The organism is Vibrio sp. 10N.286.48.B8 (genome assembly GCF_003050085.1).
Classification (GTDB): domain Bacteria; phylum Pseudomonadota; class Gammaproteobacteria; order Enterobacterales; family Vibrionaceae; genus Vibrio; species Vibrio crassostreae.
Genome location: NZ_PIGD01000030.1, coordinates 1 through 23429 on the forward strand (window position 1 = coordinate 1; position 23429 = coordinate 23429).

Below are 23429 nucleotides of genomic sequence, written 5' to 3' on the forward strand. Positions count from 1 at the left end.
TACAAAGTGTGGCAACAGTCGAGCCAGACGGTTACTCGTTGAAGGCGCACACACCTATAAGCATAAAGCGAACATCTCTGTAGAGCTGCAACTAAGGCAAGAAGGGCTGCCTAAAGAGATAGTTGATATCGCTTGGCAAGCCCAGCAAAGGTTATGTCGTCGTTACCAACGACTACTACAAAAAGGTAAACACCGAAATGTCGTTGTGGTCGCCATCGCAAGAGAGATGATCGCTTACATCTGGGCCATTGCGCGTGAAGTTGTCATTAGCGACGTAGATCCTAGAACTCGAATCGCTCGTTTACCGGCATGAAGACAGAATTAGTGTTATCGCATTGGATAAAGCATCGGGAGTGGCACAAACACCGACGGCGTTAGGACGGCAATATAGCTTCGGCTGTATTGAACCACGAGCATAGACTGAAGACAGGTGCTACGACGGAACAAGTAAGGTAGGCTCTACTCATCAAACGATGAGCAATCCACGTATATCAGCATGAGAACCGACGACATTACTTGCTTCATCTATGCGGTAACACTATCCCAAAATGAACAAAGGCTCTGAAATGAGGGAGCAGAAACTTCTACGTTTTTAATTGACAGTGGGGGTCATATCAACGCCGCATTAAGGTGTGGGTGTGAGCGGCGCTTGCCCATACTTTGAGCGAAGCGAAACGGCAAGCGTTGCGAATCACTCTTAAATGCTTTGTTATAACTCAGTATTCTGACTGCAATTTCTTATGTAGCTTCAATATATCCGCCGCAATTTTGCTCGCTGTTTTATTTTGGATCTTCGTCATTGTATGAGCGACAGCACCTTCAACCATTGTGCCTTCAAAGTTAGTTCTAGGACCACTTTTAGTCATACGATCTTGTATTGAGTGCCAGTCACCAATCAACTCTTCGGGGAAGTGAATATTTAAAAGACTTGAAGTCGCCTCATTGGCACTAAGCAAGCGGCTTCTCGCATCTCCAGCTCCAATACACAACTCTTCTACTGCATCATCAATACGACCTTTAACATATTGGTATTTCATGTATAAATTTCCTCGAAACTTGAATGAGTTATAACGCCCTGTTAAGGGGTGAGCAACGCAATACCTAAGTCGCCGCAAACCACCTTAATCACTAAAACCAACGCATAGTAAAAATGCCAAGCGTTACGAATCAATTTTAAACAGTTTGTTAGTTGCCGGCTTCCAATTTATGCTGTGCCACTACTTCTACTACGGAATCCGACAACTCGCTTGTTACTAGTGTCATCAATTCAGATACTTGATTAATGTAGTTAGACGAAAGATTTACTTGACCAGTTAAGAGTGTAATACCTTCAACATCAGCAATAGCATCATTATTTTTTAACTTGCCACCATTATGAGCCCAAGCATTTCTTACGAGTCTAACTTCACCATTTAATCTTTCAACCGCCTGAATAAACTCATCTGATTCAATATCTAAACACCCAAGTCGTTTGAAACAATTTATAATGTGCGTCAGCTGACTTACTCTCGGCCCATTTTGGTTGGGAAGTGTAGCTCTCCGCCCTAACATTGAAGCTACATGAGAATAGTAGGCTGTAAACTCGCATTCATATAAAGCCCACATGCTAAGAAGCATTGCTTGCCTCTGATACATTGGCATTACACCTGTAAAAATCTCTCTCAGGTTGTATTCTTGTTCTGTGACATTTCCCAGTCTTTCAACTGGGTACTCTATCAGTTCACCGGGATCACCTGCATAGTTCTGGTGCCAACCTTCTTGCCACTCGGTCTGAATGTGCTGGTCGATGTTTGTAATAAAGTCAGAGATTTGCTCTTCTTGTTGCTGATGAAAAGTTTTAAGCAATTCTAATTCTTCTGATACAAACCTTGTAGGTATCTTAAAAAACACTGTTTACTCCATTGTCAAAGCTGTAGGAAACTAACGCCGCATTAAGGTGTGACGCACGCTTGGCTATACTTGAGCGAAGCGAAAATGCCAAGCGTGCGGAATCACTCTTAAATGCTTTGTTAGTTTTTTAAGTTATACCGTAATACCCATTAGCCCTTCATATATTCTTCGCCATGCTTCCGGTATATCAGTGTAGTTTTCACCCCAAGTTTGAGTGTGGCAATAAGCTTTATATGGCTTTTCTGAAGAAGGCTCTGGGTAATCGAGAATTGTTTCCATACAACGCTCTAAAACAAACAAGTTGTCATCATTATTTAGAGCAACTCTAATTGGCTCATTGTGAACGACAGCACCTGCAACACCTGTATCTGAGTCATGCATTACTATCGGCTCAATACCAACACTTTTTAGATAGTTAACAACTGATTTTAATACAGGTTTCCCCCTACCTTTAATAACTTCGCAATTTCCCATTACATAATTACGCTGTTCTGTAGGCAATCGCTTCGTTGTCTCTCTGATAACAATATCTTCAGTATCACCTTCAACTAAAATAGTCCTATTGCTAAAGAAAGCTCTTGCTACATAATCATCAATTTTCAGAACCATTTTAACATATGATTTATCGTCATCCTGCAATGCTTCGAATGCTTCCGTGACGCTAAAATTCACCGTTTCACTACCAGAATCCGTTTTGATAAATCGAGTTAAATTCTGTTTAGGTTTACGCGAAAGGTCGATCATATACGGGGAATGTGTAGATGCAATAATCTGTGATTCGTTAGATACTAATTCGTATATCGTATCTCGCATTTGATTTGCAGCCGAAGGATGCAAAAATATTTCTGGCTCTTCAAAACAAATGATCAAACCTCGTTCATTTCTAGCCTCTCGTTGTTCTTCCCATATTTTTCTAAAGCGTAACAGGCTAAAAACAGCAGAGCGAATCATACCCGTACCTTGGTTCTCAATAGGGGTTCTGATGTTACTTTCCATTTCAATTTCGAACTGAGGAACTAGTACATCATCTGGGTTACTTAAGTTTGCATTCACATGGACTGATGACTCTGGAAAAACATTGGACATGACATCATTTAACTGAGATATCATTTGCCCGAAATCGGAGGTCGCATCTGTGGGATCGAGTTCTTCGGCAAGGCTATTAAGAAAGACTTGCGCTTCTCTATAATTAGGTGAAGTGTCGCGAACTTCTTTAAACAGTTCTTTCAATGTCTTTTGAAGCGTTCCGCTAGTTTTAGATAATTCGTACTCTCCTGCTTCAGCAGGGATTAACAAGTATCTAGGTAAGCGACTTAATACATTTCCGGGGATACCGCCCGGATTTTTGAAGAAAGTTTCAACCGTCGTGATATCCCATAATTCGTCAATATAATCGAGTTTGTCGGCGTTGGTTTTGGTGATATTACCTGATGTTTTGTCAAAAGCTTCTTGAAGAAGCGCTTCATCGATACCTAACGGGATAAAGTCTTCGATTTTTTTTACGCTCGCAAACTCATCTTTAATGTTCCGCTCATACGCCTTTAAGTATTGGATAGGCGCTTTACCCGGAACCCACTCTTTTTTGTAGATAATGCTTTTACCTGACTCACTATCATCAGAGTCATATTCGAATGTTCGTCCGCGAAAGCCTCTCCAGCTTTCAGCGTCCTCACTAACGTTCCTGAATTCTGCTGTCATAATTATTTCTTCTACAGCGATTTCACTTTCGTTAGTTTCTGAATTCATATGTGAATGAAAGTCTTTAAGTGGAATTTGCTTATTAGTAAGTAAATAGTCAATAGCTTTTATGAGTGAGCTTTTACCACTGTTATTCTGTCCAATAAGAAATGTTGCACTATTAAACTCTACTTCAATATCTATGAGCCTTTTAAAGCCTTGAACTCTTAATTTATGTAAGTACATACCTAACTAACCTTATTATTATCAACCTAAGTCAAATTAAAAAACTAACGCCCTGTTAAGGTGTGAGCAACGCAATACCGAAGCTCCCGCATACCACCTAAAACACAAATCGCAACGCATAGCAAAAATGCCAAGCGTTGCGAATCACTCTTAAACAGATTGTTAGCTGCTATGGTTGAAAGGGATTCCTTGGGGCTGGTTTGCTACTCACTTTAGGTGCGGGCTTATTGTAGTCAAGCCAAACTTTTAAATCGTACACAGATTTAAAGTCTATCATTTTCATTGTTTTGCTATAAGGGTCCCGAGTGATGAGCTCCACGCCACTGTTGCTATCCTCTTCTAAAGCAAGCAACCAATCTATATAAACTTCGAAGACCTTGTAACTAGCGCCGATTTCCCCGTTTAGAAAATCGTCAATAAGCTTATCGGCCTTTTTTCGTTCTTTATAGTTCGCAGCCGATTGTTTGAGTGGTACAAATTTACTAAATACTGAGGTGTTGCATACCTCATAGTAGTATTTGTTAAACTCAACTGTCCGGCCATTAGATTTGGTAGACCAACCTATGTAATGACACTGAAGGCTTTGTTGTAACCTACGTGAGTCCTCATCAAGTTGAACACACAAGTTAAGCCTTCTTGCTTTTTTGTTTTCGGTTTTTATATCGCTTTCTTCGTATTTAAACTCAGCAAGAACAAACATAGTATTATTTGTAAAGATATAATCACCGCCTAAAAGACTATCTTGCCCATCTGACGAACAACGCGTCAATTTTTCGCCTTTTTCTATTGCAACTTCTTTAAAATGATCGAAAAAGCCATCAATGATGGACTGCTCGTGTTTTTTTTCCAATTTAAATCCCCGTACTTCAAAGTAATATTATCAGCTAACAGCTATTAGACAGAAAGATTCTTTATTTAAATGCAGAATTTTTCTATCTAGTTTCTTATGAAGCCTATCTTAAACGACTGACTCCTTTCATAACAATTACTTATGCTTACTAATTTGTGATTGAACAAGAAAATGTAGAATTTTTCTCTCTAACAAGATCAAATGTAGAAAAGTTGAAATCTGTGCTTAGTAGTATTGTTAAAACAAGTTTACTATTGATAATAAAGACAATATTTAAACACCCAAAATACCGGTTATTTACTTATTTGTAATTAAGATAAAAACAGAAAAGTATCGAAGTTAACTTAGATAAATTCATTCTATCAATTCAAACAAAACGGATTTTAATAACTCTCGCCCTATCATACATTTACGATAAATAACAAACTTAGATTTTATAAAAACAATTCGATCAATAAGGCTTTTTGTAAACTTTGAATTACATACTCTAAAATTTAATCTCTAATAAAAACTTGCCATAAGCTGAAATGCTCTTCCAATCTTGATTCGCAACACATGGCATTAGTGTGTTGCATATAGACTTCCTATAAAGCCGTTGGGAAGAAGGAGTTTATATTAAAATCAGGAACGAAAAATGAACCAACAACGTCAACTAAGCTGGAAAATAGCAGCCATTCTAGGTACGTCTTTCGGCTTTACTGCACACGCTGCAGAAATGGTCAGAATCGATAACGATACACTGCTAAAACAAAGCCTCGTCGCGCAGTCGAAGAGTGTTGCCCCACTAGAATTAGGTTTTTCTGAAGTTAAACGGGTCGTATTGCCCAATGGAAAAACCAAAGTCCGCTATCAACAAACTCACCTAGGTTTACCCGTCTTTGATACCTCCGTTGTCGCCACCCTCTCCAAGAACCAACCCACTCAGGTATTTGGGTCAATGGCACAAGGGATCAGTGGAGACCTATCCAGCATCGCGCCAAAACTGAATCAAGAGCAAGCGATTGAAGCCGCACTGTCTGCTCATCGCACGTTTACCGTCGGCAAAAAGTCGATTGAAAATAAAAACGCGAAACTGATGGTGAGGTTGGATGAGAACCAAGTCGCGCAAGTGGTGTATCTGGTCGATTTCTTTATCGCGTCCTCTCTGCCAGAGCGCCCTTTCTACTTTATTGATGCCACGACTGGCGATGTCCTCCAAAAATGGAATGGGCTAAACCACGCTAAAGCATTAGGTACTGGCCCCGGTGGCAACCTCAAAACCACTCGATATGAATATGGCAGTGACTTCCCTAGCTTTCCCATCGACAAAACAGGCACGACGTGTAAGTTAGAAAATGATTCGGTTAAGACGGTCAACTTGAATCATGGAACCTCTGGCAGCGCAGCCTACAGCTACAACTGTGCCGACGGAACCAACTACACCGATCACAAATACATTAACGGTGCTTACTCGCCTCTTAACGATGCGCACTACTTCGGTAATGTCGTGTTTGATATGTACAAAGAGTGGATGAACACTTCGCCGTTAACCTTTCAGTTGACCATGCGTGTTCACTACAGCTCGAATTACGAGAATGCGTTTTGGAACGGCTCATCAATGACTTTTGGTGACGGTAAAAACACCTTTTACCCATTGGTCGATATCAACGTGAGTGCCCACGAGGTTAGCCACGGATTCACCGAGCAAAACTCCGGCCTTGTCTACCGCAACATGTCGGGTGGTATGAATGAAGCCTTCTCCGATATTGCGGGCGAAGCGGCTGAATACTACTTGCGTGGTAATGTGGATTGGATTGTTGGTAGCGATATATTCAAATCGGAAGGTGGCTTGCGTTACTTTGATCAACCATCAAAAGATGGCCGCTCGATTGATCATGCCTCTGAATACTACGACGGTTTGAACGTTCACTTATCTAGCGGTGTTTATAACCGCGCCTTTTACCTTTTAGCGAACAAATCGGGTTGGAATGTACGTAAGGGCTTTGAAATATTCACAGTCGCAAACCAACTGTATTGGACGGCAAACAGTACTTTTGATGCCGGTGCTTGTGGCGTAGCGAAAGCCGCAGCCGACATGGGTTATGTGGTTACCGATGTTGAAGATGCTTTTAATACCGTCGGCGTGAATGCGAGTTGTGGTGTCACGCCTCCAACTGGCAATGTACTAAAGAAAGGCACACCGATTGCGAACCTAAGCGGGAATCAATCTTCAGAGAGCTTCTACACGTTCACTGTTGATTCTGCATCCAGCGTGACGGTTTCAATGTCTGGTGGTTCGGGCGATGCCGATCTTTACGTGAAATCAGGCAGCAAGCCAACCACATCGAGTTACGATTGTCGCCCTTATCGCGCTGGAAACAATGAGCAGTGCAGTGTGAACGCGCAACCGGGCATAACCTATCATGTGTTACTGCGCGGATACTCAAACTACTCTGGCCTAACATTGCGTTTAGATTGAGTTAGCGCGAGCCTCTATCGGTAATACAAACTAAAACGCCTACTCACATGAGTAGGCGTTTTTTATATTTCAGAGCTCAAGCTTAAGACTTCGCTGGTAAAGAGTTCCCTTAACCATAAATTCACGATGTCGTCATTGCGGTTGCTGTGCCAATACACGCTCAATGATGGGGTTTTGTATTCAAATGGCAGGTCTAACATCTTGATTTTGCTTTTATCAAAGTAAGCATTCGCGATGGACTTAGGGAAAGTCGCAATCCAATCACTGTTATAAATCGTGTCAGAGAAATCAGCGATGGAGTTAAGCTTTCTCGCCACTTTTCGCTCAGCAAAGATAGGGCTGTGGAACTCGGTTAATTGATGCACTCTATAGTTATCATGAGTCAGCATCACGTGCTTTTCAGACAGATATCTTTCTAAGGTCAGCTGTTCTTCTATCTGCGCGTGGTTTTGGCTACACACCGCACACAACTCATCACTCCAAATTTCTTGGCTCTGTAATGTTGGATGAGCGTTGGTGAGATCAACAACCAAGTCGATTTTTTTCTCTCGAATATCTGTGACCATATCTTCTTTGATATTGACCACTTCGATAACGCAGTTAGGCGCTTCTTTTTGAATTTTATCCAAAATCTTGGGCAAGATAGCGCTGCTTGAAATACTCATCGCTGCGATTCTAAACGTGTAACTGCACTCTTGCGGATCAAAGTCGTGCGTTTCAGGCAGCGAGTGAGAGACAAGCTTGTGTGCTTGCTTGAAGATTGGATACAAGTCGTTAGCAATTGGCGTCGGTTCAAGCGTGTACGATTTTCTAACGAAGAGCAGATCTCGATATTCGTCTCTAAGCTGCTTCAAGTGAGCACTGAGACTAGGTTGAGAGATGTTGAGCCTTTCTGCTGCGTACGTCAGGTTTCCTTCTTCATATATCGCGATAAAGTAATAGATGAGGTTGAGGTTAAATCGTTTCATTCGAGCTCTTCAGGCAGTCACGTATTTAAATAAACGATAAAAATAATATCGTTTAAATGACTGTGAATTATCGCTTTCCATTCCCATACTTTAGTTAGGGTTATGACAGAACATTGTTAAAACGCCAAACTAAAATAACACGAACTAGTACATTAGTACTTAAAGAGCAAATACCAAAATACAGGTAACAGACTGGTTTTTATAAAGATATAGGTTTTCCTGATATCTAGTATAGGTGTGACGTTATATTAGAAGACGCTTGAGTTTGACATAATTCCTGGTTCCTAAATATACACATATAGAAATAGAGAATGATGAACCGATTTGTAAAACCGATAATAATCTCAGCAAGCCTAGTGACTTTATTTGGCTGCGTAGGTAGCAACGCAGTAACAGGTAAACTAATGGAGTTTAACGTGAAAGCCGTTGATAACCGTTACGCTCGTGGTGGCCTAAACATGTTACTTGCCCCTGCTTACGGTATTACCGTTGCTGCCGATTACATCGTGTTTAACTCACTGGAATTTTGGACGGGTAAGAACCCAATCAACAAGAAGCCACACATCTTCGATTCGAAGGTTGATACTTACATTGATGTTAATGACCAACTGGATGACAGCTTAACAGAAGCACCTATTGACCCATTGGCAAAGCATGTGATTGACCACAGTGAAATGAAAGTACTTAACCAAGACGAAATTGCAATTGAGCTAACCTACAACGACGGTACTCGCGCGACTCTAACGGGTCAACGTTTCGGTGATACAGTTCATTACTCTATTGATAACCAAGTGATTGCAAAAACAAACTTGGAAGAGATGCAGATGTACATGGCATCAGCTGAGCAGTCTTAAGCAACGTAGAATTAACTGCTCCCCCCAATCAATTCAGTTAGTCAGTACCTATAAAAAGAGAGGTTAGCTTAGTCGCTAACCTCTCTTTTTTGTTTATCGTTCTCGCTTTATTGCTTACGGCTTATGGCTTATGGCTTATGGCTTATGGCTTATGGAGAATAGCCACGACTAATAAGCAAAGTAAGGAGAAAAACGTTTCACATTCAACTGACGAGTCATGTTGCTTAGTTGCTCTTCTCGAATGTCTTGAAATTCATCCAATCGCTGGTAAATAGTGAAGTATCGATTAATATTGGCGACGTATTTTACAGGCTCTTGGCTAATGTTTTGTCTTGCGACCACTTCAACATGATTAAACCATTTGTTTGGATTGTAGCCTTGTTTAGCGGCAAGCACGCGCATTCGTCTGATCTTAGCTGGTCCAGCATTATAAGCGGCTAAGCTAAAATGAATCTTGTCGATATCCAAGATTTCAGGCAAATCAAAATATCGGTCATAGATAAAACGAAGATACTTGCTGCCTGCATGAATATTATTTTCTAAGTCGTAAACATTATCAATGTCGACATACCAATCTTTGGCGGTTTTTGGCATCACTTGCATAATACCGACCGCACCACGATGCGATATTTTTGAGTTATCCAAGCCTGATTCTTGAAAAGCCATAGCTAACAAAATGAACCAATCGATCTCGAACTTTTCCCCATAAACCATGAACAGCTTTTCTAGCTTATCCCGCTCCTCGTTTTGCATCGGATTAGAGGCTCTATTCATCCATGACGTACTTTCGAGATAACGATTGTCGATGACATTACCCAATAAGGTGCCCTGCTTTGAATCTTGCAAATATTGGTCGATTTTGGCTTTCAGTTGCGGGTTATTTTTACGTATAGCCCAAGCAATATCCGCATTGTGCCTAAAGGCGAGATCCTTATGAATTCGGATATCTTGTTCTAGGTTTCCCCACAACTCCAACTTATGACTATCGACAATCGTTGCGGTGATTTTTCCACGCTTAATCAAATCCAACAGTTCCAGATCTTGGATATTGTTGTTTAACAAATGGATGTAGATCGGCACCATACCGTTCTGTTCTAGCTGCTTATTCACGGTATGCACACTGCTGATATAGCTGGAGTTCTGTTTTAGCCAAACTTCCTTACCTTGTAGCTGAGTGATGTCAGTAATCAACGGAGTAGAATGGTTCGTCACCAACAGTTCATCAATGTCGCTACGAATCGGAATACTGAAATCGACCAATTGCTCTCGCTCTTTTGTGACGGTTAAGTTCGCCACCGCAATATCGCCTCGGCCTTGATTTAAGGCACTCAGCAGTTCACTTCGTTCAACCGGAATAACCTTAACGCGTAGTAAAGGGTCACGCAGTTTTAGCTCTTGATCAAAGTAATAGATCTGCTCAGCAAGAATCCCTTTCGGCTTACCATTTTCAATATGATAGAAGCCCATATCACCAGAGACTAAAACACGCACAACGCCTTTTTCACGCAACGCTGAGAAGTCCCCCACATAGGATTCGAGCGCGTTGTCAGGTACTTCTAAACCGAAAGCGGACTTCGAAATAATAGAGAGAAAAATCAATGTTTTTGATAAGCATGAAGCGCCATTAAAATTCGTCATATTCAGTATTCCTGATGCGTTTAAGCCAAACCCTCAATGGTGCTAAGTGTTACATGGGAGCTATCGTGTTAGAACCGATTCAACGTAAAGGAATTTCTTAACGTTGTTCGATTGCAATCTACGTTGTTGGACAGAGTACGTTGGTGTGTAAAGTGCGTTTGATGTTCAGAGCAATCTGGTAAGCGTTATGGATCGTTTAGGCGCTGCTTTGATTGGTTACTTTTTATCAAGGGAGGCGAATTATACCGAAAAACACCAAGTCCGAAATAACGCAGTGGCTATAGTAGATATAGGGTGTACCTATAGATCTCCCCCCTCTAAAACCTCCATCAGAAGTCATTCTTCACGATCCCTAATCCCCCACCAATAGACCACACATCACTAGGCTAGTTAATAATTTCGTCATTAAATTATTGATTGGTTTATAAATTTACATATATCAAGTCGTCACACACTTAATATTTTATAAATTATTTAAATTGAGATCCTGTGCTGCACAACGAAATAAAATTAAGCTGTCTAACTTTTAAACACATTCACGTTACTGATAGGTTAATCCTTATAGGGCAAATGCTCTATTAATGATAAAAACTAAAATAAGGATTATTTATGAGACCATCTTTTTCTATCAGTATGGTACTTGCAACGACAGTGGTTGGCTTTCAGTCCTATGCAAACAATATCGACACGACAGACGCACTCTCTCTTTCAGAGAACTCCTCAGCACAAAAGCAATCTTTGGCGTTGCAAATCAGTACCCGCTACTCTGATCTTGAGCTTTCTTTAAAAGACCAGATAACAGAAAAACAGCTGTCTACACCGATAGACAAGCTTAGCTCAGACAAGCCCTACTCCGCGTTTTCAAGCAAAATGCAGAAAGCCGATCTTGGTTATCGCACGATGAAAGGGATCAACGACTTCAGTGACTCTGTGTTAGAAATTCGCATGGCTGATGAAGCGATGATTGAAGCTTGGAAAAACGGTGAGAGCCCGCTGTTTGCTTTCGAACCATCAGGCGATGATTCAAACTGGCAATACATCGAAGCTTATGATGTGTATGGGCAAGTTCACGAACTAGACGTTTACCAAACACCAGACGTTCCTGTGTTTGTTATTGATAGTAACGGCGCAGAAGAACTCAAAGCAGGCCTAATGGCGATGCAGACTGAGATGAACAAACTGGGAACTGAAACTCAAATCAATGCCAACAGTGATAAAATCAGCGCCCACAAGTCTCAAAAACAGCCTTTAATGAATAAAGTTCGTCGCTCTATTTCAGAATCTGAACCTGAAGAACTGAACACCACCCAATTGTCTAAGATTCGTTTGGCCATTGATAGAGAACCGTGGATCTCTGGCAAAGCTGAAATCTACGCTATTGTCACTGGGGTTAATGCAAGCCGTATAGAACCACAGATCGACCTGGTTGAGATGCCTTATCTGGATTACGACAAACAGACATACTACCCAAATCAAACGGTAATCTTCTGGCCTCGCTACCGTTGGGGCGCAGCAGATATGATTTTGATGGAGCACGATGACGGCACCGATTATAAAGCGCTAGCCAAACTGCTAGTTGAAGCCGCAGAAGAGATATTGAAGATGATTCCAGATCCTGAAGTTCAGGGGTATGCGATCATTCCTCAAATCACAGGTAAGATCATTGATGTGATTCCTGAAGGCGTATTAGTGAATGATGATGACTTCGTAGACGTGTATTACACCTTAATGCAAAACACTCCTTATGTTGATCGCCCGGGTGCTGGCGGTAATGCGGTTGCTTCGTTCACCCCTGTTACGATTTCACCGACAGAGTAAATCGATCCTTGTTTAGTTAGGGCTTAATCACACAAGCCCTAACTCTTCATTATCAAAGGTGGGTAAAACATAAGAGACGTACTGAAAAGCTGGTTACAGGGAGTAATCAAACACAATGATATCGTCTAGAAGCGGACGAAACACATCTTTCAGCGCATCATGCTCTGGGTGTGGAAGGTAGTTCTGACGGCCTTCTTCATCAGCGAACGTCATTAGTACTGAATGGGTATAACCTTGGTTCTTGTTTTCTGGGCTGTCGTTTAGCCCCCACTCGACTGACGTTACGCCTTCAACCTTACTTGGCATCGCTTCAAACAGTCGTTTCAGTTTCTCTATTTCAGATTCTTCTGCATCTTCTTTAAACTTAATCAGCAAAATATGACGAATCATTCCCGTTTCTTTTCGATTCATTGCTAGTCCTTTTCGAGTCTTTGTTTGCTTGTGTGTCATTCTGAGACCACATCGAGTCACGAGTTAACGTTAATAGAAAGACAAAATGCCACACGTTACACACCATGCCAAGGCTAGATGGCAGAAAGACGCACCGTTAAATCAGTGGTTATTACGCATACTGAAAGCGACCCTGAAAAACAAACAAGCGTAGTTTAAGCCCTAATGGACTAGCGATTTTAAGGTCCAAAAGAAAAGGCTCCCGAGGGAGCCTTTGATTATATTTCTAGTGACTATTCGCTTATGTTTTTATTCTAAAATGCTTCTTCGAGCGTTTGTTCATTCTTTTTTCCTGCTTGTTTCTCGCTTATTTCTACCTCTTTCAAGCGCGCAGTAAAGTGTCTTAACACTGGCGGTTCATAGGTAAAGTCGAGCCCTTTCACTTTGCTTGCGTTCTCTTTCACTTTTTCGAACGCTTCAATAATGAAATCCATATGGGTTTGCGTATAAGTGGCACGTGGAATGGTTAAGCGTAATAATTCTGCAGGACATGGATGTTGCTCGCCCGTTGCAGGGTCACGACCTTGCAGTAAAGAACCAATTTCAACCGCTCTAATACCTGCCACTTTATACAGTTCACACGCCAAAGCATGCGCCGGGAATTGGCCTGCTGGAATATGAGGAAGCAGTTTACCCGCATCGACAAACGCTGCATGACCGCCGGCTTGTTGGCACACGATACCTATAGCTTCTAAGCCATCGACTAAGTACTGAACCTGACCAATACGATATTCCAACCAGTCTTGACGCATGCCGTCATAAAGGCCAACCGCAAGGCGTTCCATTGCGCCACCCTCTAAGCCACCATAGGTTGGGAAACCTTCTTGTACGACACACAGTGTTCGACATTCTGTGTATACATCCATAAAAGAGTCGTCTTTAAAGCACAACAAACCGCCCATTTGTACCATCGCGTCTTTCTTGGCAGACATGGCTAAACCATCCGCGTATTTGTAAGACTCACGAGTGATTTGTTCGATAGTCCAATCTTGATAACCGGCTTCTCGTTGCTGAATGAAGTAAGCATTTTCAGCGTAGCGTGCCGAGTCCATGATCACTGGAATATCGTACTTCTGAGCGATTTCATAAACGGCTTTTAGGTTGGCGATAGACACTGGCTGTCCACCAGCAGAGTTACAAGTAATGGTGCTCACAATGTAAGGAACATTTGCCACTCCCGCTTCTAAGATCGCTTCTTCCAGCTTCACCACATCGAAGTTGCCTTTGAAATCTGCGTTCACTGAGGTATCAAACGCTTCTTTGGTATAAACGTTTTTCGCCACACAGCAATTCACTTGGGTGTGACCTTGTGTTGTATCGAAGAAGTAGTTCGATAAAGCGACCATTTTGCTGCGGTCGAGTCCCTTTTCCATTTCGCGCTTCTTAATCAAAACAGGAATGTAAATCTGCTCTGCGCCACGCCCTTGGTGAGTAGGAATAGTCAGCTCATAACCAAAGATATCTTTCACCGCATTCGACAGTGCGTAGTAACTGCGACTGCCACTATAAGCTTCATCACCCATTAGCATCGCGGCTTGCATACGCTGAGTAATAGATCCTGTTCCACTGTCTGTCAGTAAGTCAATAAACACATCATCGCTGTCGAGCAAGAATGGGTTCATACCCGCTTCGAGAATGGCTTGCTCACGATAAGCGCGAGTCGTTCTTTTTACTGGCTCTACAACGCGAATACGAAACGGTTCTGGTAGATGTTTGAAGTTTTCCATAATAATACCTTTCAGTATATTCCGGTTAGGTCGAAATATACTTTCTTTAGATGTCACGAATCCTCACCATTAAATTAATCGGTCCGTATAAAGACACACGAAGAATTAACAGTGAAAATAAACAAGTTAAAAAATGACTTATTAATCAAACCTAAACAGACGCTAAGATAATTAACGAAAACGACAAAACAACGAATACCCTGCACGGAATAATAAGTGCGACATTCATACGTTCAAAGGTTATCAAAGCTGCTGATAGGTAAACAAAGCACGCTGCTTTGCTGGCGTGTGACGCCTAGAGGGTACTACTCTGAAGAAAGGTGGAACGAGAGCTGATGATCTAAAGTATACCAAGCTAACAGGGTTAGCCATGTTGTTGATTGCCATTTCAGATACATGTTCACAATATATCCCTACGTTGAAATCAAGATGATCCGAAATTTAAATATAGTGCAATTGTTTTATAAATAAAGCTTAGAAAAGTATAAATGTGATCAATATTTATAATGGTAATTAAAGATGATGGCGTGTTATATAAACTGTGATTAGCATCAGTTTATATACTATTAAACTAGTTCAAAGAGAGAGCTAATAATTGTGGCTACTTTTTAAATTCAATGATCTCTAGCAAAGGACAAAGGTAGCTATTTCTATAAAGGTCATCTTCTAAAAATCCGAGCTCTAAAACTCTCCGCTCTAACTAAAAAAGATAAGCTTTAAAAATTAAGATTCTGATGAGGCTCAAACCTCACCAGAGCCGTATTGCAAACGCAGTCGTAGATTACTTTTTTTTCACGACTTGCTTGATGGCCATTTCAGCCAATTTGGGGGTCGCTGCTTTCAATGCACTAGGGGCAACCTTCTTACCCACATTGACCGCTTTATTCAGTTGGCCTTTAACCGATGTGCCTCTTTTCATGGCTTCCAAACGTTGGCGATTTCTCTGAACGTTGTTTGCATCAGCAATACGCTCAATCAACGTCTGCCTTAAAGTATCTAAACCAAACTGTACCTTTTCTGGCGCAATCGCCAGCGGTAATGCAATATCGGGTTGTAGCAGTGTTTGATTGTATTCGAGCGCTTGAGCAATGATCTTCGCTTTGGCCGATGTTGGATTCTCTAAGTCATACGGCGGTTTCCACTCGTCTACAGGCTTTAATCGGTCTACCTGATTGACAACCGAGACAACTATCGGCTTCTTACGTGAGATATTATTAGGATCATCATAGAAAGCGTCAAACCTATCTTTCAACTGCTTATCCAACTCACGTGCAGACTGATTGGCTTTTAGTACCCATAGCACCACATCGGCTTGGGTCATCTCTTTCAACATTAAGGCTTCAGTTTTAGGGTTGCCATCAAGCCCTTGAAGATCAACAACGCGAACATCATTGTCGTCGACAAACGCGTTGTATACCGTTGAAGTGTCGGTTGATGGCAGTACATCGACTTCAGCAACCAACTCTTGCTTGAGTGCATTGATAAGTGAAGATTTACCGGAACTGGTTTGCCCCACCAACACGATTCGCACAGGCTCTAACTCAGGAGCAAAGCGTTTCTCATCGGTTTCAGACACATCCGACGCCCTTAGAGCTTCGTCTTCAATGCTGAACCGTCCGCTGTAGAGATCAATCGCAACCGCAGCGACTTCATCTAACAAGGCTTGTTTAGCGGCGTATTGCATGTCATCAACCACACCTCTTGTCATCGATGCCGTCGCCTGTTCTCGACCCAAATCGGAAATCACTTTTAGCGGATTCAAATATAGGTTTTTAAGATGGTTGCCCCAAATAGCCGCTTTGAAGATCTTCTGACCTAGCTCGCCGTATTTATCATAAGCTTCATAGCCCGCTTTGATGTAGGAAACCTTAAGATACTCAATGCCGGGTATATGCTCTCGCACTACCAACTTGTAACGTCGACTTACTTCTTCGAACAGTTTTAGCCCTTCAGGAATCGAAAAATCGAGCGATTTCTTATCAAACTTTTTCGCAACGAATTCAAGTATCTCTAAACCGGTTTGGTCTAGGTTGCCCCACTCTATGTCGACCATTAATTGTTGGCGTACATGATGTTTTGAATCATTCCAGATCGACAGTTCTTTTTGAGACCAATCAGTCGAAGCCTTAACCAATGCATCGTTGATATCAGCTTTTTTATGTTGTGATTCAGCTTCAGCAATATCCTCGCCAAGGTCATCGCTCTCTTTATTTGGGAAGGGCTCCGTACTTGAAGATCGGCTTGAAGAATCGCGTGAAGAACGACTAGAAATGTATAAAGGAATGGTAAATACCAATGTACTCACGGCAATGGCAATCGACATTTCCAACAGATAGCCGTATTTGACGGCCAAAAACAGGCCAAAGGCCATCATGATGAGGCTTGGGAAGATCGCCGAAATCAGAGCAATACCCCAGCGGCCACTCGATAGCACCGCCAGTAATCGAAATAAGTTTCTAATTTTCTTCATAGCCCGACGCCGCCTTACCTTTTTTCAGGGATTCTTTGTAGATCTTCTGCATCTCTTGTTCAGACACTTCTTCGCCTTTGTTCTTATGATAGAAGTAAAAGCAGGCCGCGCGACCTAAACCATAAGAGGTGCCGAAACTCATTGCCGCAGCAGCAACCGCGCCGACCGTTTGACCATAAACGGGAATCAGCTTTATCAACTGTCGAGTACCCAGTTTCATTCCATATTGCACAGCAAAGCTGCTTCCCAGAGTGCCTATCAACTCACTAAAGACTCTCTTGTTCCATTCAACACCATATTGGTTTGCCAAGCTATGAAGCATTTTGGCTTGAATCGCAGGTACCGATACCAAGCCAACACCCGGAATCAAATCACTCGCAGCTGCACTTCCTGCGTACCAGAGCACTTCGTTTTCTACTTGGTCAAAGTTGGCTTCTTCTTGCGTAGCGTGTTCTTTGTCTTGCACCATCATGCCTATAACAGGAAGTATGCTCGTCAAGCGATCTAACAAGAATTCGAGGTTATAGACATCACCATTATCGGTTTCAAAATCGACCGCTACCGATTCAAACCCTTTACCCCAAACCTTTTCTACTTGGTTGGTGTTGAACTGAATTTGCCTTGCTCGATCTGTTTCACTGGAAGACAACACAGCGGTATGAACAAGCAGCAAGTGTTTAATCTTCTTCTGTTTCTTAATCTGTTTTAGAGCAGCAAGCACGGCGGATTGTTCAGGCTCGTCGGCTTTAATCACCACAACGAGCGCATTACCTGCCTGACCAATCTCTTCCAGATCTTCTTTCGCATCATAATTCGCTTCACTTAGACCTCTGGTATCGAGAAAGCGCATCACGGGTTTGTCTTGCGGAAACTCATATGACATCGCCGTCATGGTACACGGAGCAAATCCATTGCCGACTTCAACAGAAGAGTCACCAGTAACCGCTTGAATAAACGATGACTTGCCCGCGCCCGTTTTGCCCAACAGCCACAATGTAGGAAGATGCTTACGCTGATATTCATGGGCCTGAGTAAGATCAGGATTCTTGCTCGGATTAATGAAGTCTTTTATTTGATCAAACATGTTTAGAGTAACGCTCACTTGATGTTGAGATTCGGGTTGATGACAAAGCAATACTGACTTATATAACCACAAATCATATTAAACTTATGTTTGTTCAGTCGCACAGGTTTACAATGCCTAAACGCTTGTTTTTATTTGCGCACTCATTTTTATAGACGCTTTTTTATACGTACGGGTATCATCGTATTGATTCACGTACCTAACGAACATCAACAAACACAGAGAGCTCAAAGAGAAGTATGGAACAAATTTATTTAGCTGGCGGTTGCTTGTGGGGCGTACAAGAATTTATTAAGTACGTTCCTGGCGTTATCAGCACAGAAGCAGGTCGTGCCAATGGAAGTTCTCAGATAAAGGATAACCGAAGCAAACCAAGCGAATACGATGGCTACGCAGAATGTGTACAAATTGAGTTTGACCCAAGCCTCACTTCAGTAACCACGCTAATGGGCCACCTCTTTGAGATCATTGACCCGTACAGTGTGAATAAACAAGGTATCGATGTCGGAGAGAAATACCGAACTGGCGTATACAGCACTAATGCCGAACACTTAACAGAAGCTAAGTGTTATATCGCCGCGCGAGATGATGCCGACCGTATTGCTGTTGAGGTGTTGCCATTGACCAATTATGTTGCCAGCGACAACATCCATCAGCATCACTTAAGTCACTTCCCTGAAGATCATCACTTATGTCATATCCCTTGGGATCTGCTGCATAAATACAAACCTTAGGCTCAAGTACCTATCGATGGCTCGATTTCACCATCAAATCAAAAATGAAATAAAGTTCCCCAATACGACACACCAATAGTGAAAACTTGAAAACCAGTAATAAGTACTGACAGCCGTTCGGGAAAATGGAATGCTTTTAACACACCGATTACATTTTCCCCGTCCATTAAAAAGGTGTCATTATGAAGAAATACGTTCCAATCTTAATTGCTCTTAGTACGGTATCTTCTATGAGCTATGCGGCCACCAGCGAAGATGCTGTTGACTACTTACAAATGCGTAAAGGCGTGGCTTACCAAGTAAACCACTCAAAACCCTTTACCGGTCAATTTGAAGAGAAGTTCGATAACGGCCAAGTCGCGACCCAAGCTCAATTTTCTGACGGCCTAGAACTGGGTCAAGAAACCAACTGGTATCCGAACGGCCAAGTTGCTTCTAAAGTGAATTACGTTAAAGGTGAATTACAAGGCAAAGCAGAAACCTGGTATCCCAACGGCCAGAAGAAAGCCGAGCTCAACTATAAAGACAATGAGCTGTCAGGTGTTGCTTCTCGATGGTATCCAAATGGCGAACAAAGCCTGACCGCTGAATACAGCGACGGACAAAAAGATGGTCTGGTAACGGACTATTACCCTAACGGCAATAAGGCAAGCCAAGCGAAATTCGATGAAGGCGAAGTAGCGAATGGAAAACTAACGCGCTGGAACCTTAACGGAGACAAGGTTGAAGAACTGACCTTTAAAGACCACAAAATCACGTCTAAACAAGTTTGGATGCCGACAGAAAGCTAAATACAAACGGATGAGTGCTCGTGTGACAAAGCACAAGTACTCATCTTCTTTAATCTCAGGTAAGCACCGCATTCTCCATTAACAAGATCTATCGACCTCATCTCCGCCCCCTTCTTCTTCCGGTTCCTTTTACGCTCTAAATAATCACTAATAACAAAACAATCATCAATAGTCATTGAAATAATAAATATTTAACTTGTTAATAATCATTTTATAAAATACTGTTAGCAAACGTTTCCGTTGCGAGTCAGATCTCAATTATCGACCCGTATGCTATCTACACGCAAATAAGAGAAACACGATTATAAATACGTTGTTGAGTCATTTTGTTTTGCTTTGGTGCCCGCCTATGAAAATTAAAACCTCCCTTTTGAGCCTTACTTGCTTGTCGATTATTTCGTTATTGGTTGTTGTGTCATTCACAGAACTGGCCAATCTAAAACTGATCAAACTTGAGAAAACGCTGATCAAAGTAAAGTCACTCGAAGTCTCTATGCTTCAGCTCAATCGAACAGAGTTAGAGTTTCTAATAAGCCACGATAAAACGCTCAAGTCGGTATTTGTCCAAGAGTACTCTCACTTTCAACAACTGATGGGCAGTTTCTCTGTCTTGCTTAAAGAGTCTGATATCGCAGTCCCAGAGTTAGAAAAGCTGACACTTGAAGTAAAGCAATACAACAAAGATTTTTCGTTAATGGTCGATGCCATCGACCGCAACCCAGCCAAGGTCGCTGAACTCAAATCAGAAATGAAAATGCTGTTTGAAGATATCATCTCTATATTCATCAACGTTGAAGGCAGATTAGAACAGCAAGTCGAATCGATTCAGCAAACCATTACGACCTTCATTGTAAGCTCCATTATTACCGTCGCTGCATTATTAATGGTGCTATCTTTCGGCATCTCATCTCGCATAGCAAAGAAAATAGCCTCGTTGAACTCGACCATGATGCTCGTCGCTCAACAACGCGACTTTACCGTAAGAGCCGAAGACAAGGGATCGGACGAGATTGCCGATATCGCAAAGGCATTTAATACAGTCCTCACCGATATTCGTCAGCTTGTCGGCCAAGTTCAGGGCTCTATTAAAGAGCTCGGCAATATTTCGAACCAGCTACAACACGACGGAATGGAAGTTGAGAGCGCTTTAAACAAACAGCAGCAACAAACTGAGAACATTGCGACCGCGATAAACCAGATGGGCAGCAATATTGAAAACGTTGCGACCAACAGCGAAAACGCCTCATCCAACGCACAAACCAGTTTCGCTACGGCGAACGAAGGTCTAAATGATGTGGCATTCACCAGAGACACCATCAATACCCTTTCGGCTGATCTTGTCAGTGCCAGTGAAGAAGTAAATCACCTTTCTATTCACTCAGAGAAGATTAATACCGTGTTGGAGGTTATTAAAGACATCGCAGAACAAACCAATCTACTTGCTCTAAATGCAGCAATCGAGGCAGCTCGTGCAGGAGAACAAGGCCGTGGCTTTGCGGTAGTCGCAGATGAAGTAAGAACGTTGGCTGGCCGAACACAACTTTCAACCGAAGAGATCTCAACGATAATCCAAGGCGTTCAAGACCAAACACAAATGGTCGTAAATACAATTCAAAGTTGTTGTGAGAAAGGCAACCGCAGTGTCGACTCTTGTGAGAATGCGCATTCAAGAATCTCTTCGGTCATCATAGATATGGAAACCATTCTAAATAACAGTTTGGAAGTGGCGAATGCAATGAAAGAACAAAGCGCTGTTACCTTAGAGATCATTGGAAACGTGAGTACAATTAAGCAGCTAACACTAACCAGTGTAACGGGAGCGTCAAAAAACGCAGCTTCTGCAACGTCTGTGGTCGAACAAACCGACTCATTAGAACGTGCGGTGATTGACCTAAAAACCTAAATCGACTCTCATTGGTTTATTTCTTATAATGGATTAACTTAAATATAGAGTTATACAAATAGGAAAAGTTGAAGGACAAAACGCACGCTAAATGCGTGCGTTTAAATAACGATGCTGCATATTAAGCTAACTTAGCTCTTGTAGATGACTTACCGAAACTTGGCGTGCTTTATCACCGTTGCCCTCCATGATCGCTTCATAGTGAGAAAAAATTCGTGACTACATTAAATGAACAACTAGCAAACCTCAAAGTAATCCCTGTAATCGCGATCAACCGTGCTGAAGACGCAATCCCTCTAGGGAAAGCACTTGTTGAAAACGGCATGCCATGTGCAGAGATCACGCTACGAACAGAGTGTGCAATCAAAGCAATTCGTATCATGCGTAAAGAATTCCCAGACATGCTAATCGGTTCAGGTACTGTACTAACTAACGAGCAAGTTGACGCATCTATCGAAGCGGGCGTTGATTTCATCGTAAGCCCAGGTTTCAACCCTCGTACTGTTCAATACTGTATCGACAAAGGTGTTGCTATTGTACCGGGTGTAAACAACCCAAGCCTAGTTGAGCAAGCAATGGAAATGGGTCTTCGTACGTTGAAGTTCTTCCCTGCTGAACCTTCTGGCGGTACTGGTATGCTTAAAGCATTAACAGCGGTTTACCCTGTTAAATTCATGCCAACTGGCGGCGTCAGCTTGAAGAATGTAGATGAATACCTATCTATCCCTTCTGTACTTGCGTGTGGCGGTACTTGGATGGTTCCAACTAACCTTATCGACGAAGGTAAGTGGGATGAACTAGGCAAGCTTGTTCGTGACGCAGTTGAATTCGTGAATAAGTAAGCCGCCTCACCTACTGGCATTTTAACGTAATTAATTTTTTAAGATATAAAGCGGTCGCGAGATCGCTTTTTAATACTTGTAAAGCTAAAAATAGCTGCTGTATCGCACTATTAACTCCTCGATTGCCTCCCAACTCCGGCCTGTCCAATGGTTTGATCTCTTTCTCTGATTGTTTCTGTTACTTTGAATGACAACACAAACACAACAGATAATTACAATGAAAAAAACATCACTATTACTTGCTTCCATTACTCTGGCTCTTTCTGGTGTAGCACAAGCTGACCAATTAGAAGACATCCAAAAATCAGGCACACTTCGTGTCGGTACTACAGGCGACTACAAACCTTTCTCTTACTTTGATGGCAAGAGCTATTCTGGTTATGACATTGACGTAGCTAAACATGTTGCAGAGCAGTTGGGCGTTGAATTACAGATTGTTCGTACCACATGGAAAGATCTACTGACCGATCTTGACGACGATAAGTACGACATCGCGATGGGTGGTATTACGCGTAAAATGCAACGCCAGTTAAACGCAGAACAAACTCAAGGTTATATGACCTTTGGTAAGTGTTTCTTAGTTGCGAAAGGTAAAGCAGAACAGTATGACAGCATTGAGAAAGTAAATTTGTCTTCGGTTCGTGTAGGTGTAAATATTGGCGGTACCAACGAGATATTTGCCGACGCGAACTTGCAGAACGCAAACTTCACACGTTACGAGAACAACCTAGACGTTCCGCAAGCCGTTGCGGAAGGTAAAGTTGATGTAATGGTGACAGAAACCCCTGAAGGTCTGTTCTATCAAGTAACGGATGAGCGCCTAGAGGCAGCTCGCTGTGAAACACCGTTTACCAACAGCCAATTCGGTTATCTGATTCCAAAAGGCGAACAGCGCCTATTGAACACGGTAAATTTCATTATGGATGAGATGAAATTGAAAGGCGTGGAAGAAGAGTTCCTGATCCACAACTCTCTTAAGTAACGTCTTTTCCATTTATACAGTGACAAAAATTAGGCCAGCATTGCTGG

General features: G+C 42.1%; 18 protein-coding genes and 1 pseudogene. 9 read left to right on the plus strand and 10 right to left on the minus strand.

All coding sequences use genetic code 11. From position 1 onward, the window contains the following. Nucleotides 1–313, plus strand: a pseudogene (locus tag CWO08_RS22370) (IS110 family transposase); the annotation flags it as partial. 403 nt (nt 314–716) lie between these two features. On the opposite strand, the gene CWO08_RS22375 reads toward CWO08_RS22370, so the two are convergent. The 4 genes from CWO08_RS22375 to CWO08_RS22395 form a co-directional block, all read right to left on the minus strand. Next, nucleotides 717–1037, minus strand: coding sequence for a hypothetical protein (locus CWO08_RS22375; RefSeq protein WP_108021131.1), 321 nt, complete (start codon nt 1035–1037; stop codon nt 717–719). A gap of 148 nt (nt 1038–1185) precedes the next feature. Beyond that, complete coding sequence (locus tag CWO08_RS22385) at nt 1186–1890, minus strand: hypothetical protein (RefSeq protein ID WP_108021133.1); 705 nt, start codon at nt 1888–1890, stop codon at nt 1186–1188. 132 nt (nt 1891–2022) lie between these two features. Continuing rightward, the gene (locus CWO08_RS22390) at nt 2023–3813 is read right to left on the minus strand and encodes an ATP-dependent endonuclease (protein WP_108021134.1); all 1791 of its coding nucleotides are present in this window, start codon (nt 3811–3813) and stop codon (nt 2023–2025) included. Nucleotides 3814–3982: 169 nt separating this feature from the next. Next, nucleotides 3983–4663: a hypothetical protein gene (locus CWO08_RS22395; RefSeq protein WP_061011161.1), complete on the minus strand. Its 681-nt coding sequence runs from the start codon at nt 4661–4663 to the stop codon at nt 3983–3985. A 634-nt stretch (nt 4664–5297) separates the two neighbouring features. Here CWO08_RS22395 and CWO08_RS22400 point away from each other — a divergent pair. Further along, nucleotides 5298–7121: a M4 family metallopeptidase gene (locus CWO08_RS22400; RefSeq protein ID WP_108021135.1), complete on the plus strand. Its 1824-nt coding sequence runs from the start codon at nt 5298–5300 to the stop codon at nt 7119–7121. Between the two features lie 62 nt (nt 7122–7183). Here the strand turns inward: CWO08_RS22400 and CWO08_RS22405 are convergent, their stop codons facing one another. Beyond that, nucleotides 7184–8089, minus strand: a complete 906-nt coding sequence (locus CWO08_RS22405; RefSeq protein WP_108021136.1) for a LysR family transcriptional regulator — start codon at nt 8087–8089, stop codon at nt 7184–7186. A gap of 311 nt (nt 8090–8400) precedes the next feature. Between CWO08_RS22405 and CWO08_RS22410 the strand changes: the two genes are divergently transcribed. Beyond that, nucleotides 8401–8943, plus strand: a complete 543-nt coding sequence (locus CWO08_RS22410; protein ID WP_102433506.1) for a DUF3332 family protein — start codon at nt 8401–8403, stop codon at nt 8941–8943. Nucleotides 8944–9111: 168 nt separating this feature from the next. Here the strand turns inward: CWO08_RS22410 and CWO08_RS22415 are convergent, their stop codons facing one another. After that, nucleotides 9112–10581 (minus strand): transglycosylase SLT domain-containing protein, encoded by a 1470-nt coding sequence (locus CWO08_RS22415; protein WP_108021137.1) that lies wholly within the window; start codon nt 10579–10581, stop codon nt 9112–9114. Between the two features lie 609 nt (nt 10582–11190). Between CWO08_RS22415 and CWO08_RS22420 the strand changes: the two genes are divergently transcribed. Beyond that, nucleotides 11191–12399: a DUF3103 domain-containing protein gene (locus CWO08_RS22420; protein ID WP_107899174.1), complete on the plus strand. Its 1209-nt coding sequence runs from the start codon at nt 11191–11193 to the stop codon at nt 12397–12399. 93 nt (nt 12400–12492) lie between these two features. On the opposite strand, the gene CWO08_RS22425 is transcribed toward CWO08_RS22420, so the two are convergent. The 4 genes from CWO08_RS22425 to CWO08_RS22440 all read right to left on the minus strand — a co-directional run bounded on the left by CWO08_RS22425 (nt 12493) and on the right by CWO08_RS22440 (nt 18130). After that, a complete protein-coding gene (locus tag CWO08_RS22425) occupies nt 12493–12810 on the minus strand; it encodes a Dabb family protein (RefSeq protein ID WP_170960825.1) in 318 nt (105 codons plus the stop codon). Between the two features lie 293 nt (nt 12811–13103). After that, complete coding sequence (tnaA, locus tag CWO08_RS22430; protein ID WP_108021138.1) at nt 13104–14576, minus strand: tryptophanase; 1473 nt, start codon at nt 14574–14576, stop codon at nt 13104–13106. A 781-nt stretch (nt 14577–15357) separates the two neighbouring features. After that, on the minus strand, nt 15358–17046 hold the full coding sequence (locus CWO08_RS22435; protein ID WP_108021139.1) for a GTPase family protein: 1689 nt from the start codon (nt 17044–17046) through the stop codon (nt 15358–15360). Then, nucleotides 17033–18130: a YcjF family protein gene (locus tag CWO08_RS22440; protein WP_108021140.1), complete on the minus strand. Its 1098-nt coding sequence runs from the start codon at nt 18128–18130 to the stop codon at nt 17033–17035. Before CWO08_RS22440 ends, CWO08_RS22435 begins: the two co-directional genes overlap by 14 nt. Before the next feature lie 239 nt (nt 18131–18369). On the opposite strand from CWO08_RS22440, the gene CWO08_RS22445 reads away from it, so the two are divergent. From CWO08_RS22445 to CWO08_RS22465, 5 genes are all read left to right on the plus strand, one after another. Then, a complete protein-coding gene (locus CWO08_RS22445) occupies nt 18370–18864 on the plus strand; it encodes a peptide-methionine (S)-S-oxide reductase (RefSeq protein ID WP_102480885.1) in 495 nt (164 codons plus the stop codon). A 182-nt stretch (nt 18865–19046) separates the two neighbouring features. Then, nucleotides 19047–19655 carry a toxin-antitoxin system YwqK family antitoxin gene (locus CWO08_RS22450; protein ID WP_102433390.1) on the plus strand — a complete coding sequence of 203 codons (609 nt, stop codon included), beginning with the start codon at nt 19047–19049 and terminating at the stop codon, nt 19653–19655. 349 nt (nt 19656–20004) lie between these two features. Continuing rightward, nucleotides 20005–21558, plus strand: coding sequence for a methyl-accepting chemotaxis protein (locus CWO08_RS22455; protein ID WP_108021141.1), 1554 nt, complete (start codon nt 20005–20007; stop codon nt 21556–21558). A gap of 215 nt (nt 21559–21773) precedes the next feature. Continuing rightward, complete coding sequence (locus CWO08_RS22460) at nt 21774–22400, plus strand: bifunctional 4-hydroxy-2-oxoglutarate aldolase/2-dehydro-3-deoxy-phosphogluconate aldolase (RefSeq protein WP_108021142.1); 627 nt, start codon at nt 21774–21776, stop codon at nt 22398–22400. 217 nt (nt 22401–22617) lie between these two features. After that, nucleotides 22618–23382 (plus strand): transporter substrate-binding domain-containing protein, encoded by a 765-nt coding sequence (locus tag CWO08_RS22465; protein ID WP_102530238.1) that lies wholly within the window; start codon nt 22618–22620, stop codon nt 23380–23382. Nucleotides 23383–23429: the final 47 nt, after the last annotated feature.

Bases quoted from the DNA above. Each gene is read 5' to 3' on its own strand.
- tnaA (WP_108021138.1), bottom strand. From the start codon at position 14,576: ATGGAAAACTTCAAACATCTACCAGAACCGTTTCGTATTCGCGTTGTA.
- CWO08_RS22440 (WP_108021140.1), bottom strand. From the start codon at position 18,130: ATGTTTGATCAAATAAAAGACTTCATTAATCCGAGCAAGAATCCTGAT.
- CWO08_RS22405 (WP_108021136.1), bottom strand. From the start codon at position 8,089: ATGAAACGATTTAACCTCAACCTCATCTATTACTTTATCGCGATATAT.
- CWO08_RS22390 (WP_108021134.1), bottom strand. From the start codon at position 3,813: ATGTACTTACATAAATTAAGAGTTCAAGGCTTTAAAAGGCTCATAGAT.
- CWO08_RS22435 (WP_108021139.1), bottom strand. From the start codon at position 17,046: ATGAAGAAAATTAGAAACTTATTTCGATTACTGGCGGTGCTATCGAGT.
- CWO08_RS22450 (WP_102433390.1), top strand. From the start codon at position 19,047: ATGAAGAAATACGTTCCAATCTTAATTGCTCTTAGTACGGTATCTTCT.
- CWO08_RS22425 (WP_170960825.1), bottom strand. From the start codon at position 12,810: ATGAATCGAAAAGAAACGGGAATGATTCGTCATATTTTGCTGATTAAG.
- CWO08_RS22415 (WP_108021137.1), bottom strand. From the start codon at position 10,581: ATGACGAATTTTAATGGCGCTTCATGCTTATCAAAAACATTGATTTTT.
- CWO08_RS22465 (WP_102530238.1), top strand. From the start codon at position 22,618: ATGAAAAAAACATCACTATTACTTGCTTCCATTACTCTGGCTCTTTCT.
- CWO08_RS22375 (WP_108021131.1), bottom strand. From the start codon at position 1,037: ATGAAATACCAATATGTTAAAGGTCGTATTGATGATGCAGTAGAAGAG.
- CWO08_RS22455 (WP_108021141.1), top strand. From the start codon at position 20,005: ATGAAAATTAAAACCTCCCTTTTGAGCCTTACTTGCTTGTCGATTATT.
- CWO08_RS22420 (WP_107899174.1), top strand. From the start codon at position 11,191: ATGAGACCATCTTTTTCTATCAGTATGGTACTTGCAACGACAGTGGTT.
- CWO08_RS22410 (WP_102433506.1), top strand. From the start codon at position 8,401: ATGATGAACCGATTTGTAAAACCGATAATAATCTCAGCAAGCCTAGTG.
- CWO08_RS22445 (WP_102480885.1), top strand. From the start codon at position 18,370: ATGGAACAAATTTATTTAGCTGGCGGTTGCTTGTGGGGCGTACAAGAA.
- CWO08_RS22400 (WP_108021135.1), top strand. From the start codon at position 5,298: ATGAACCAACAACGTCAACTAAGCTGGAAAATAGCAGCCATTCTAGGT.